At 67.9% G+C, this 12,490-nt stretch carries 12 protein-coding genes; 5 read left to right on the top strand and 7 right to left on the bottom strand.

The window, feature by feature from the left end; all coding sequences use genetic code 11:
* Positions 1–473: 473 nt before the first annotated feature.
* Complete coding sequence (locus CCS01_RS09915) at positions 474–956, bottom strand: Lrp/AsnC family transcriptional regulator (protein WP_104518669.1); 483 nt, start codon at positions 954–956, stop codon at positions 474–476.
* Positions 957–1,148: 192 nt separating this feature from the next.
* Here CCS01_RS09915 and CCS01_RS09910 point away from each other — a divergent pair, with 192 nt between their 5' ends.
* The 4 genes from CCS01_RS09910 to CCS01_RS09895 are packed head-to-tail and all read left to right on the top strand — an operon-like array spanning position 1,149 to position 5,382.
* Positions 1,149–3,458, top strand: a complete 2,310-nt coding sequence (locus CCS01_RS09910; protein ID WP_146101649.1) for a penicillin acylase family protein — start codon at positions 1,149–1,151, stop codon at positions 3,456–3,458.
* A complete protein-coding gene (locus CCS01_RS09905) occupies positions 3,455–3,961 on the top strand; it encodes an RDD family protein (RefSeq protein ID WP_104518667.1) in 507 nt (168 codons plus the stop codon). The genes CCS01_RS09910 and CCS01_RS09905 overlap by 4 nt, the downstream gene beginning before the upstream one ends.
* Positions 3,958–4,737: an arginyltransferase gene (locus tag CCS01_RS09900; protein ID WP_104518666.1), complete on the top strand. Its 780-nt coding sequence runs from the start codon at positions 3,958–3,960 to the stop codon at positions 4,735–4,737. Before CCS01_RS09905 ends, CCS01_RS09900 begins: the two co-directional genes overlap by 4 nt.
* Positions 4,738–4,752: 15 nt before the next feature.
* Positions 4,753–5,382 (top strand): NUDIX hydrolase, encoded by a 630-nt coding sequence (locus CCS01_RS09895; protein ID WP_104518665.1) that lies wholly within the window; start codon positions 4,753–4,755, stop codon positions 5,380–5,382.
* 151 nt (positions 5,383–5,533) lie between these two features.
* On the opposite strand, the gene CCS01_RS09890 is transcribed toward CCS01_RS09895, so the two are convergent.
* From CCS01_RS09890 to CCS01_RS09880, 3 genes are all read right to left on the bottom strand, one after another.
* Entirely contained in the window at positions 5,534–6,208 is a 675-nt protein-coding gene (locus tag CCS01_RS09890) for a DedA family protein (protein ID WP_146101648.1), read from the bottom strand.
* 501 nt (positions 6,209–6,709) lie between these two features.
* The gene (locus CCS01_RS09885) at positions 6,710–7,270 is read right to left on the bottom strand and encodes a lipid-binding SYLF domain-containing protein (protein ID WP_104518670.1); all 561 of its coding nucleotides are present in this window, start codon (positions 7,268–7,270) and stop codon (positions 6,710–6,712) included.
* A 341-nt stretch (positions 7,271–7,611) separates the two neighbouring features.
* The gene (locus CCS01_RS09880; RefSeq protein ID WP_104518663.1) at positions 7,612–8,595 is read right to left on the bottom strand and encodes a D-2-hydroxyacid dehydrogenase family protein; all 984 of its coding nucleotides are present in this window, start codon (positions 8,593–8,595) and stop codon (positions 7,612–7,614) included.
* 224 nt (positions 8,596–8,819) lie between these two features.
* On the opposite strand from CCS01_RS09880, the gene CCS01_RS09875 reads away from it, so the two are divergent.
* Positions 8,820–9,239, top strand: a complete 420-nt coding sequence (locus CCS01_RS09875; protein WP_104518662.1) for a DUF1810 domain-containing protein — start codon at positions 8,820–8,822, stop codon at positions 9,237–9,239.
* A gap of 2 nt (positions 9,240–9,241) precedes the next feature.
* On the opposite strand, the gene CCS01_RS09870 is transcribed toward CCS01_RS09875, so the two are convergent.
* The 3 genes from CCS01_RS09870 to CCS01_RS09860 all read right to left on the bottom strand — a co-directional run bounded on the left by CCS01_RS09870 (position 9,242) and on the right by CCS01_RS09860 (position 12,407).
* Entirely contained in the window at positions 9,242–9,643 is a 402-nt protein-coding gene (locus CCS01_RS09870; protein WP_104518661.1) for a Zn-ribbon domain-containing OB-fold protein, read from the bottom strand.
* 13 nt (positions 9,644–9,656) lie between these two features.
* Entirely contained in the window at positions 9,657–10,787 is a 1,131-nt protein-coding gene (locus CCS01_RS09865; protein WP_104518660.1) for a thiolase family protein, read from the bottom strand.
* Positions 10,788–11,480: 693 nt separating this feature from the next.
* On the bottom strand, positions 11,481–12,407 hold the full coding sequence (locus tag CCS01_RS09860; RefSeq protein WP_104518659.1) for a BKACE family enzyme: 927 nt from the start codon (positions 12,405–12,407) through the stop codon (positions 11,481–11,483).
* Positions 12,408–12,490 lie beyond the last annotated feature (83 nt).

Raw genomic sequence — 12,490 nt, 5'->3', positions numbered from 1 at the left:
TCATGGCCCGGCTTGTCCGGGCCACCTATTCCAGCACGTGTGCCGCGACAGGTGGCCCGGACGAGCCGGGCCATGACGATGCGGGTGCGCCGTTGCCCTGTCCCAACCGACCTGCGGTCTGCTGTAGTGCGCGGGCCGGTGCGGGTGTTGACCCGGGCGATCCAGGCGAATGGGCCGAGGCGTTGGCCCGGCCGGCCAGGCGACAGTGTCGGGCGTTGCATACTCAGACAATGCAGCATCGCCGGCGCTTCGCGCAGAGCGCCAATCATCTTCCCTGTGGCCCTCGGCGGTTCTCCATTCTTCTCTGTGCGAACATTCAAGGACGACCGTACCGCACGCACGCCGCCAGTGACCCCCAGCCAGTGCCCCCCAGCCAGTGACCCCACGCCAGTGACCCCACGCCAGCAACCCTCAATCAGCGGAAAAGCAGGCAGCGCTGGTTGATGGCGACGGCCGAACTGCCGGCTCGTGGCCTAAAGCGGCACCCCGGCGAGGCTGCGGCTGGTGCGGATGGTCTGCAGCGTCTGCACGCGGCTGACGGTGGGCAGGCCGGTCAGCTTCTGGGTCAGCTGGTTCTCGTGCGCGGTGTCGCGCGCCACCAGCCGCAGCAGGAAGTCGCCGCCGCCGCGGATCATGTGGCATTCGCGCACCTCGGACCAGGCGCCGACAAGCTGCTCGAACGCCGTCAGCACCGATTCCTTCTGGCTGTCCAGCCCGACGATGGCGAAGAAGGTGATCTCCCACCCCAGCCTTTGGGGGTCGGTATCGGCATGGTAGCCGCGGATGACCCCGGCTTCCTCCAGCGCGCGCACGCGCCGCAGGCACGGCGGGGCGGAAATCCCGGCGCGCCTGGACAGTTCCACGTTGGTCATCCGCCCGTCGTCCTGCAACGAGGCAAGGATGCGCCGGTCGATGGCGTCGAGCAGGAGTGGGGTATCTGGGATGGGCGGCTTCATGGGTTTTGTTTTTCGTAAGGACGTTTCCAGGCCGCGGCAATAGGGATAATCTTATTGCGTAGCAAGCCACCCGCAACCCAAAAGCCGCGGCTTTGGCGGGCATCGTCAAACAATCCACAAGTTTCTGAATCTGTGACGGAGCCCGGCGGATTCGCTACTTCCTATTTCGCCCCGATCTGCCACCTTCCGGGCATGCATCGCTTCTTCCGGCGCCTTCGCCGAGTCCTGGCCGCCCTTGCCGTCCTGGTCCTGCTGGTCGCCGCCGCAATCGCCGGCGCCATCTGGTGGACGCTGCCGGGGAGCAGCGTGGACGCCCGGATTCCCGGCCTGTCGGCGCCGGTTGACATCACCTACGACGCCGACTGGGTGCCGCGCATCCACGCCGCCTCGGCCCTGGATGCCGCCGCCGCCCTGGGCTACGTGCATGCCCGCGACCGCATGTTCCAGATGGAGTTGATGCGCCGCGCCGCCTCCGGCCGCCTGTCGGAGATCGCCGGGCCGGCAACGCTGCCGATCGACCGGATGATGCGGACGCTGGGACTGCGGCACCATGCCGTGGAGAACCTGGCGGCGCTGCCGGCGGACGCCCGGGCGATGCTGGAGGCGTATGCGCGCGGGGTGAACGCCTATATCGACCGCAAGGGCCGGTTTGCCGCGCCGGAGTTCCTGGTGCTGGGCGCGCCCGAGCCGTGGGAGCCGGCGGACAGCCTGCTGTGGGCGCAGACCATGGGGCTGTGGCTGTCGATGAACTGGCGGCAGGAGATGGCGCGCCAGGCAGTGGCGGGCCGGGTGCCGGCGCCCGTGCTGGAGCAGTTGTGGCCCCGGCAGCCGGATGTGCCGCTGCCCAGTGCGATGAACAAGTTGCCAACCCGGTTCGCCGCGGCCGCCGCCCGGCTGCTGGCGGTGCTGCCGCGGTTTCCGGCGCCCTACACGCTGCCGCAGACCGCCTCCAACGAGTGGGCGGTGGACGGGCGGCACACCGCGACCGGCGTGCCGCTGCTGGCCGGCGACCCGCATCTGGCGTTCGGCTTCCCGGGCATCTGGTACCTGGCGCGGATCGACACGCCGGGACATGTGCTGGCCGGCGCCACCGCGCCCGGCGTGCCGTTCCTGGTGCTCGGGCACAACGGCCACATCGCCTGGACCTTCACCACCACCGGCGCCGACGTGCAGGACGTGTTCGTCGAGAAGCCGGTTGGCCGCAGTGAGTACCAGACTCCCGACGGTCCGAAGCCGTTCACCCTGCGCGAGGAGCGCATCGGCATCCGCGGCGAGCCCGACCAGCTGATGCTGGTGCGGGAAACCCGGCACGGGCCGGTGATCAGCGACCTGGACAACCCGAGCGGGCCGATCCTGGCGGTGGCGATGGCGAATTTGCAGCCGGACAACACCGCGGCTGCGGGACTGCTGGCGCTGAACCGTGCGCAATCGGTGGCCGAGGCGGGCAAGGCCGCGGCGGAGATCAGCTCGCCGGTGCAGAACCTGCTGGTGGCGGACGCGAAGACGATCGGGCTGTTCTCCACCGGCCGGGTGCCGCTGCGCAAGGCGCCTGAGAACGGACTGCCGGTGCCGGGCGACGGCTCGCATGACTGGATCGGCTGGGCCTCGGGCGACGCGCTACCGCACTATGTCGCGCCGGCCAGCGGGCGGCTGGTGAACGCCAACGAGCCGGACTGGCCGGCGGATTTCCCGGTGCCGATGGCGCAGGACACGTTCGGCGACTGGCGGTCGCAGCGCATCCGGCAGATGCTGGCGACGACCGACCGCCACACGCCGGCGGATTTCGCCGTCATGCAGCTGGATGTGGTGGACCTGTTCGCGCGCAAGGTGCTGCCGGCGCTGCTGGCGGTGACCGACCTCAAAGGCCGGGCGCTGGCGGCACAGGCGGCGCTGCGCGGCTGGGACGGCACGGCGGCGATGGACCAGCCGGCGCCGCTGATCTTCAACGCCTGGATGGAGGCGTTCTATCGCGCCGTGCTGGCCCATGCCGGCATTCCGCTGACGGCGGGCGGCCCGACGGCCGACTTCCTGTCCTATGTGCTGTCGCCGGCCGGCGCGCACTGGTGCAACAACGACTGCGCGCCGATGCTGCGAAGCTCACTGACCGACGCGGTGCGCGAGCTCAGCAGCCGGTTCGGCACGGACGTCCAGGCCTGGCGCTGGGGCGCGGCGCACCAGGCGGTGTTCGCCAACCCGCTGCTGCGGGCCATCCCGGTGCTGGGACCACTGACGACGATCACCATCCCAAGCCCGGGCGACGACAACACGGTGGACCGTGGCGGGATGAACGCGGCGCTGCAATCGGTGCACGGGGCGGCCTATCGCGGCGTGTACGACCTGGCAAACCTCGACCGCAGCCTGTTCGTCATCACACCCGGTCAATCGGGCAATCCGTTCAGTTCGCACGCCAGAGATTTTGTCCTACGCTGGCGCGATGGTGCTACGATCACCTTGGGGCCGGAGGCGGCCAGGACAACGGGGGCGGTTCGGCTGACGCCATGAGCTACGGGACACCCTATGTAGATGACGATTTCCTCGTCGGCGGCGTGATCACGCGGCGCTGCCTGGCGTGGGTGGTCGACATCATCCTGATCGCCATCCTCGTCGGCGTATTGTGGTGGGTGCTGGCGATGTTCGGCATCCTGACCTTCGGCCTGGGCTTCGCCGCCATGCCGGTGCTGTCGCTGGTGCCGTTCCTGTACCATTTCCTGTCGCTGATCAGCGGCCCGAGCGCGACGCCGGGGCAGCAGATGTTCGGGCTGACGGTGCGGCGGGATTACGACCTGGGGCCGCCGATGCCGCTCCAGGCCGTCGTTTCGGTCATCGGATATTATGTGACGCTGGCAACGTCCGGCCTATTGCTGGTGGTGGCGCTGTTTACCACGCGGCACCGAGCACTTCACGACCTTGTGAGCGGACTGCTGGTTGTGCGGGTGCAAGCGTTGGAAGCGTTGACCGCGCCCGGCGGAGGCTGGAACATGGCGCGTGGACCCTATGCCCAATGACCTATAAGCCTCCGCGCCGGCCGCAGTTCTTTTATACCACGGCTCCCCTGCCCTGCCCGTATGTGCCGGGGCGCACCGAACGCAAGGTGGTGACCGAGATCGTCGGGCCGGACGCCGAGCCGCTGCACGACCGCCTGTCGCGCGCGGGATTCCGCCGCAGCCACAACATTGCCTATGCGCCGGTGTGCCCGGCCTGCCAGGCCTGCGTGCCAATCCGCATTCCCGTGGATACGTTCCAGCCGAGCCGGACGCTGCGGAAGATCGCGAAGCTGAACGCGGGGCTGGAGGGCTACCGGGTGCCGGCGCGGGCGACGGCCGAGCAGTTCCAGGTGTTCCAGCGCTACCAGCAGGCGCGCCACGGCGATGGCGACATGGCGAGCATGAGCTTCTACGACTATCGCGCGATGGTCGAGGACACGCCGATCGAAACCTTCATCGTCGAGTTCCGCGACGAGCAGGATCGGCTGCTGGCGGCCTGCCTGGCCGACAAGCTGGGGGACGGGCTGTCGGCGGTGTACAGCTACTTCCTGCCGGCGCTGGACAAGCGGTCGCTGGGCACCTACGCGGTGCTGTGGCTGATCGAGCGGGCGCGGGCGCTGCGGCTGCCGTACGTCTATCTCGGCTACTGGGTGCCGGAGAGCCGCAAGATGGCGTACAAGGCGCGGTTCCGGCCGAGCGAGATCCTGGTCAACGGCACTTGGCGCGTGCTGACCGACGCCGAGATCAGCGGCCGGATGCCGGCGGACGGCATGATGATGACGGAAATGGTGGATTGAGGTCGGCCTCCGGACATGCCTGATCCCGACTGGCTGGTCTGGGCGCGCGAGATGCAGGCGATCGCGCAGACCGGGCTGGAATTCAGCAAGGACCCATACGACCGCGACCGCTTCGCCGCGCTGCGCCGGCTGTCGGCGCGGATTATGGCAGACCATACCGGAGCGGACGCAACGCAGATCGAAGCGCTGTTCGAGGCCGAGATTGGCTATGCCACCCCCAAGGTCGGCGTGCGCGGCGCGGTGTTCGACGCCGAGGGGCGCATCCTGATGGTGCGGGAGGCGATCGACGGTCACCGCTGGACGCTGCCGGGCGGCTGGGCGGACGTGAACCAGACCCCGGCGCAGTCGGTGGTGCGCGAGGTGTTCGAGGAATCCGGCTACCACGTCCGCGCGGTCAAGCTGGCGGCGGTGTGGGACCGGGCGCGGCAGGCGCATCCACCGACGGCGTTCTCCGTCGTGCGGATGTTCTTCATCTGCGCGCTGGAGGGCGGGGCGCCGGCGACCAGCCTGGAGACGAGCGAAGTCGGCTGGTTCGCCGAGGGCGCGATCCCGGCGGACCTGTCGCTGCGGCGGACGCTGCCGCGGCATATCAGCCGGATGTTCGCGCACTGGCGGGAGCCGGGATTGCCGACGGAGTTCGATTGAGGCAGACGAGGGACCGACGGTCGCCGCTGGAGCGTTGCCAGTCTGACCGGAAACGTTCCGGCTCATAGTTTGCGAGGAATTTCACCGGCCCGGAGCCATTTCGGGTTCCCAATCAGACCGATATCGCTCCACGCCCGGCCCTGGCCGCAGATCAGGATGGCTGGCGGTAAGCGCGTGCCCGCCGATCCTTTGCCTGTGGCCGGTCGCCGTCGGCGGATTGGCCGGCCTCGGTCTGCAACTCGCGCCGGCCGCCCGGGCGGGCGCGCACCTCACCCGGCAATGCCTCGTCAGCCCGCGCCTCGAATTCGTCCTCGTGCCGCCGCCAATAGATCCAGCCCGCGATGAGCAGCGCCAGGATGACGACCGAAATGCCTGAGGCGACCCATTCCATCGTGCTGGTGGAGGCATGGCCGAACCCGAATGCCAGCAGGCCCCAGACGCAGGCCCATACCACCACGGCGGCGGCGTTCCAGATGGCGAACTTCCGCCATGGCATCCAGTCGGCGCCGGCCAGGAACGCCTCCCAGGTCCTCAGGATCATGACGAACCGGCCGATGAAGACGATGCGCCGTCCGTATTTCAGGAACAGGTATTGCAGGAACTTGATGCGCCTGGGGCCGACGTGAATATGCTGACCGTAGCGGCACAGCAGGCGAAAGCCGAAGCGGCGGCCCACCCAGAAGCCGGTGTTGTCGCCCAGGATGCCGGCGGCGGCGGCGACGGCCAGCACCGCGACGATGTTCAGTTGCCCCTGCGCGGCCACCGCTGCCGCCGCCATCAGCGCGGTTTCCCCGGGGGCGGGAATCCCGAGGCTCTCGATTGCCACCGATACAAAGACAGCGGTGTAGCCCCAGTTGGCGATGGCGTGGTCGATGAACTGACCAAGCAGGTCCGGCCTCCGTTTCGTTCAAAGCAATGGCAGCGGTGCTGTATTGGTGCTCAACGGCCGGCGCCGCGGACCGTTGCCCGGGCCTCGCGCCACGGCCTGATCAAAAAGAGGGGCGCCGGCGGCCTTTTGCGGCGCAGCGCGGTGCGTGCCGGCTTCGAACCGCCCGGCACCCGGGAAATGACGGCGGACCGTGGGCAGGCTGGAATGGATGCCTGGTTGCGGCCGGTTCCAGGGAGCGGTTCGCGCCTGCGGGGCATAGGGTCACCGCAATCCCGCCCGGTTGCTCATGGCCAGGCGAGACCATGATGGCCGACACACGCAGCCGTTCCGCCGGAGACGATGTCCCGATCGCCCCGCGATCCACCGCCAGACGCAGGACCCAGCGCCCACCGCACGAAACGCCGTACGACAGGCCCCGACGTCGCCGGCAGCGTGCCCTTACGGTCCCGGATGGATCCGCGTGATCTTCGATCCCTCAAGCCCGATCCCCGCCATCAGTCCTTGCTGGCCGAAGGGGAACGCATACACGTCCTGCGACAGGGTCGTGCTGGTCAGGCTTGCCGCCGCCCCCTTGTCAACCACAACCACGCTCGGGCCGGAGCCGACGGACCAGCCATCGCTCTTCCGCAGATACTGCAGCGCGGCCTCGTTCATGAAGAACAACGCGTAGCTGAACCGCTGTCCGCCGGCCTGAAGCCCGAACGAGGCGGCCGAAATGTTGTAATACGCTTCCGGCCTGCCGCCGACGCGCAGAACGCCGTCGCCGGTCTGGGCGCCGATGATCAGCCCGCCCTTGTAGATCGCCGGAAACACCAGGATCGCCTTGGCACGCCGCGACAGCTCGCGCGCCTTGGGCTGCGTCTCATAGAGAGTGTCGAGTGCCCGGCTTGCCGCGGCATTGATCTCGCGTGCCGAGGCAGCGAACGCGGGCGCCCCTGCGAGCGTGAGGCCGCCGAGCCCGGCGAGGACGGTCAGCAGCGAACGCCTTGTCTGCACCATTTTCTGCTCCATCGGTTATCATGCTCTGTTTGCGGATACCCGGACCAGCGCCGGCGCGCGACCCGGGTGCCCGCCCCTGAAACCCGGCGGCCCCGGCCGTGATGCGGCAGGCCGTCCCTGGCCATCACGCGCCCCGACCGGTTCGCGGTAGGAAGCCTTCCGTACCTCGGCACCGGACAAGGACAGCCCGGTGCGTTCCGTTGTATCGGGCCTGGCTCCACGGCAGGGCCATGCAAAATCGGCATATGACGTCGATTTTCCGGCAAGCCCGCCGCGGTGCGCCCGGACCGGGCACATGACCGCGGTTCACGTGCGCGGCTGGCCCGGCGTCATCGCTCCTGTCACGCCGGGTGGCGCAGCACCTCGGTGTTGATCACGTGCGTCGGGTGCCCGGCGGCGTAGGCGAGGATCTGGTCGAAGATGTCGGAGAACTGGATCTGGAACTCCTCCCGCGTCACGTAACCGATGTGCGGGGTGGCGATGACGTTGTCCAGCGACAGCAGCGGATCAGCGGCGGGATCAGTCAGCGGCTCATTGTCGAACACGTCGACCGCGGCCATGCCGGGGCGGCCGGCGCGCAGGGCCTCGACCAGGGCGCCGGGCGCGACCAGGCCGGCCCGGGCGGTGTTGACGAAAATCGCCGTCGGCTTCATGCGCCCGAGGTCGTCGGCGGTGACGATCCCCTGCGTGTCGGGCACCAGGCGCAGGTGCAGCGAAACCACGTCGCTCTGCTCGAACAGCACCTGCCTGGAAACGGCCGGGGTGAAGCCGTCGGCGTGCACCTGCCGGCGCGACAGCTCGCTCGCCCAGATCATCACGTGCATGCCGAAGGCCCGGCCGTACTGGGCGACGACAGCGCCCTGGCGGCCGTAGCCGACGATGCCCAGCGTCTTGTGGCGCAGCGTGGTGCCGACGCCGCACTGCCACTGCCCGGCGCGCAGCGACGCCATCTGCTGCGGCAACTGGCGGGCGGCGGCGAGGATCAGGCCCCAGGTCAGCTCCGCCCCGCCATAGCTGGGCGTACCGGTGTGCTGGCTGGAGGCGACGATGATGCCGCGGCGGGTGCAGGCCGCGATGTCGACATGCGGCCAGGTGCTGCGCAGGCTGATCAGCCGGAGCCGGGGCAGGCGTTCCAGCAGCGGCGCATCGATGCTGGTGCGCTCGCGGATCAGCACCAGGGCTTCGGTGTCCTCCAGCCGCTGCGCCAGGATGTCGGGGTGCTGGACATGGTCGTTCCAGACGGTGACGTCGTGGCCGGCCAGCCTGGCGAAGCAGGGCAGCGTGCGGACGGTGTCAAAGGTGTCGTCAAGGATCGTGATCTTCATTGGCTTCCTCCTGTCGGCGATCTCCGCCGGCCAGCGCCGGGCCGAGCGGCGGGGATGCAGGAATGCCGGACCTGCGCCGCCGTCTTCGACACGCCGCCAGTATGATCATGCCGCCTGCCGCCGCGCTCCTCAAGATCCGGTTAGCATGGGGCGGCCGGACCTTTCGCCGGCACGGAGGACCGGCCAGAGTCCTGGCAGGCCAGCAGCAGGAGGCAGGCGACGTCATGGATGATCCGTTCAATCTGCAACGCTTCCTGGACGCCCAGGCACCGGTGTTTGCGACGGCGCGCGCCGAACTGGCGGCCGGACGCAAGCGCAGCCACTGGATGTGGTTCATCTTCCCGCAGATCGGCGGCCTGGGCAGCAGCCCGACCAGCCGGTTCTACGCAATTGCCTCCCGCCAGGAAGCCCTGGCATACCTGCGGCATCCGGTGCTGGGCGCGCGGCTGCTGGACTGCACGCAGCTTGTCAACGCGGCGGAGGGGCGCTCGGCGTTCGACATCTTCGGCGATCCCGACTGCATGAAGTTCCAGTCCTGCATGACGTTGTTCGCCGCGGTGGCGCCGGATGAGCCGGCGTTCCGGGAGGCGCTGGCGAAATACTACGGCGGGGCCGCCGATCAGGCGACGCTGGACCGGCTGTAGCATCAGGCCAGGGTGAATTTCGGCAGCGTCACGTCTTCCGTCACCGCGTCGAACACCACCTTCACCGGCAGGCCCAGCCGCAGGTCGTCGGTCCGGTCCACCAGGTTGCTGACCAGCAGCGGCCCTTCCCGCAGCCGCACCAGGCAGACGCGGTACGGCAGGTCGTCCTTGTAGCCGTCCCAGTAGGCGCGGTGCATGTCAATCCAGGATTCCAGCGTCCCCTGCCCCGAGGCCTCGATCCAGTCCTGGCCGTCGGCGAGGCAATTCGGGCAGACCGGCGACGGCGGGAACCGCATGTCGCCGCAGGCGGGGCAATGCTGCAGCAGCAGCCGGCTCTGCCTCGCCGCCGCCCAGAACGGTGCGGCCAGGGCGTCGGGGCGCGGCAGGGGCTTGGTGTAGGGCATGGCGATCGGTCCTTCAGCCGCGGGTGTAGATGATGGAGCGGGTGCAGGGCGTGGCCTGCACGTACTGCACGACCTCGCAATCCGGCACCTGCCGCGCGCCGCAGTCCCCGCGCAGTTGCCGCACCGCCTCGACGTTCAGCGCCCAGCCCTGCATGTAGGCGTTCGACAGGTGCCCGCCGTCGGTGTTCACCGGCAGGCGGTTGCCAAGGCGGAGCGCGCCGTCCGCGACGAAGCCGCCGGACTCGCCGCGGCCGCAGAAGCCCAGGCCCTCCAGGCTGAACAGCACGGTGGGGGAGAAATTGTCGTAGCACATCAGCGCATCGACGTCGGTGTGCGTCACACCGGCCATTTCATAGGCCTGCCGGCCCGCCGCGCTGAGTGCCGGATGCCAGAAGTCGATGTCGAAATTGGCGATCGAGGACGGGCTGTAGGTGTCCTGCCCGCCGAAGCCGGAAATCAGCACCGGCGGCTTCTTGAAATCCTTTGCCCGATCCCTGGATGTCAGGATCAGGCAGACGGCGCCGTCGTTGATCAGGCAGTAATCCAGCAGCCGCAACGGCGCAGTAATGAATCGGGCATTTTCATGATCCTCGATGGTGATCGGCGTGCGCATCACCGCGTCAGGATTCAGGCCGGCGTGGTAACGGATCGCCACCGATACTTCGGCAAGCTGCCGGGTGGTGGTGCCGTACAGCTCCATGTGCCGGCGGAACGCCAGCGCGTGCGCCGCGCCGGGCGAGGTGAAGCCCCACGGATCCCATGTCCCCGGCGCCTCGTCCCCGCCGTAGTTCACCCGTCGCGATCGGCCGATATTGGCGTAGAGCAGCACGGCGTAATTGCAAAGCCCGGCGGCGATGGCAGCGGCGGCCTCGATGACTCCCATGCCCGACATGCGGCCGTGCGCCGGCAGGGTGATGGTCCAGCGCGGGTTCAGGCCGAGGATCTCGCCCATGCGGGCGTAATAGGGAATGCGGGAAACCAGCAGGCCGTCGATCCGGTTTTTGTCGATGCCGCAATCATCGACCGCGGCGCGGAAGGCTTGCGCCGCAAGGCCGTAGTCGTCGGTCTCGGGAAAGTTGCCATACCTGGTGTTGCCGACGCCGATGACGGCGACCTTGTTCTTCAGTTCGTGCAGGTGGACCATGCATTTCCTCCGTCGGGCGTATGATACCGCGCCCGGCCGGAGGCGCCAATGGCGTGGTCTTTGCCCGTGCAACCGCTGTGCGGCCGAAGGTCGCAACAAATTCTTCTCTGCGCGCTCTGCGCTCCGCTCTGCGAACTCTGCGTCGAAAAAATGCGGTGCAAAAACAAAGAACGGCGCTGCAAGTGAGCCACCAAACACTAAACACCAGTGGTATCGGCACCAGCGCTTTTGAAACAAAAAGTCAGCCAGCCGGCACCGCGATGGCGGAAGACAAGCGAGAGGTCCGTTGCCTCACCGTCATGGCCGGGCGTGTTCCGGCCATCTGCGCACAGACGGCGGGGGGTGGATGGCCGGGACACGCCCGGCCATGACGGTGAGAGAACGGCCGCGGCGCCAAATCCCCCTCAGGTCTCCCCTCATTTTTTGTTACGAGCCAAATTAGACACGGCCAACTGTGCTTGGTCAGTCCAGCTTCGTTGCTTGTCAGCCCAAGCAACAACAGGCGTCTACATCGCGCCGTGCCCTGCAACGCGTCAACATATCTGTCTTTTCGTTTCAGCTTGCCCGAGCCAACACACTGAATTTTCAAACTTAATATGAGGGGAGACCTGAGCAAATCCCCCTTCAACCGTCGTCTTATCCTGACCCGCCCGCCACGACGATCAAGAAACGACCGGCACGCCGCCCATCGCTTCAGAACCCGACGCGATCCCCGCCCTTCAGCGCCAGGATCTCACGCGCCTCCTTCGGCGTCGCGATCTCCAGGCTCAACTTCTCCAGGATACGGCGGATCTTCGCCACCTGCTCGGCATTCGACTTCGCCAACTGGCCCTTGCCGATATACAGGCTGTCCTCCAGCCCGACGCGGACGTTGCCGCCGTGGATCCCGGCCATGGTGGTGAACGCCATCTGGTGCCGCCCGGCCGCCAGCACCGACCATACATACTGGTCACCGAACAAACGGTCCGCCGTTTCCTTGGCGAACAGAAGATTGCGCGGCTCGGCGCCGATGCCGCCGGTGATGCCGAAGATCGACTGCACGAACAGCGGCGGCTCGACGATCTTGCGGTCCAGGCAGTAGGCCAGGTTGTACAGGTGCCCGATGTCGTAGCACTCGAACTCGAACTTCGTGCCGTGCCCCTTGCCCAGCTTCTCGACGATGCCCTCGATGTCCTGGAAGGTGTTGCGGAAGATGAAGTTGGTGGTGTTGTCGAGGTACGGCTTCTCCCACGCATGCTTCCACGTCTTGATGCGGTCGCCGGCGCGGGAGATGTTGAAGTTCATGCTGCCCATGTTCAGGCTGCACATCTCCGGCTTCGCCACCATCGGCGCGGCCAGGCGCTCCTCCAGCGTCATCGTCAGGCCGCCGCCGGTGGTGATGTTGATCACCGCGTCGGTGTTCTGCTTGATCACCGGCAGGAACCGCATGAACACCGACGGGTCCGGCGTCGGCGAGCCGTCCTGCGGATTGCGCGCATGCAGGTGGATGATCGCCGCCCCCGCCTCGGCCGCCTCGATCGACGACCGCGCGATCTCCTCCGGCGTGATCGGCAGGTAGTCCGACATGCTGGGCGTGTGGATGGCGCCGGTGACGGCGCAGCTGATGATGACCTTCGCCATGGCCGTTTCTCTCCCTTTGGACCCAATGCCACGAACTGTGCCGCAGCCGCGGGCAAAGGGCCAGAGGGGGAGGGCCAGAGGGG

It is taken from the genome of Rhodopila globiformis (assembly GCF_002937115.1).
GTDB lineage: Bacteria > Pseudomonadota > Alphaproteobacteria > Acetobacterales > Acetobacteraceae > Rhodopila > Rhodopila globiformis.
Note: the sequence above shows the minus strand (reverse complement) of the source record. Positions and strands in the feature narration are given on the sequence as shown.

Bases quoted from the DNA above. Each gene is read 5' to 3' on its own strand.
- CCS01_RS09860 (WP_104518659.1), bottom strand. From the start codon at position 12,407: ATGGCGAAGGTCATCATCAGCTGCGCCGTCACCGGCGCCATCCACACG.
- CCS01_RS09905 (WP_104518667.1), top strand. From the start codon at position 3,455: ATGAGCTACGGGACACCCTATGTAGATGACGATTTCCTCGTCGGCGGC.
- CCS01_RS09865 (WP_104518660.1), bottom strand. From the start codon at position 10,787: ATGGTCCACCTGCACGAACTGAAGAACAAGGTCGCCGTCATCGGCGTC.
- CCS01_RS09910 (WP_146101649.1), top strand. From the start codon at position 1,149: ATGCATCGCTTCTTCCGGCGCCTTCGCCGAGTCCTGGCCGCCCTTGCC.
- CCS01_RS09880 (WP_104518663.1), bottom strand. From the start codon at position 8,595: ATGAAGATCACGATCCTTGACGACACCTTTGACACCGTCCGCACGCTG.
- CCS01_RS09885 (WP_104518670.1), bottom strand. From the start codon at position 7,270: ATGGTGCAGACAAGGCGTTCGCTGCTGACCGTCCTCGCCGGGCTCGGC.
- CCS01_RS09900 (WP_104518666.1), top strand. From the start codon at position 3,958: ATGACCTATAAGCCTCCGCGCCGGCCGCAGTTCTTTTATACCACGGCT.
- CCS01_RS09915 (WP_104518669.1), bottom strand. From the start codon at position 956: ATGAAGCCGCCCATCCCAGATACCCCACTCCTGCTCGACGCCATCGAC.
- CCS01_RS09870 (WP_104518661.1), bottom strand. From the start codon at position 9,643: ATGCCCTACACCAAGCCCCTGCCGCGCCCCGACGCCCTGGCCGCACCG.
- CCS01_RS09895 (WP_104518665.1), top strand. From the start codon at position 4,753: ATGCCTGATCCCGACTGGCTGGTCTGGGCGCGCGAGATGCAGGCGATC.
- CCS01_RS09875 (WP_104518662.1), top strand. From the start codon at position 8,820: ATGGATGATCCGTTCAATCTGCAACGCTTCCTGGACGCCCAGGCACCG.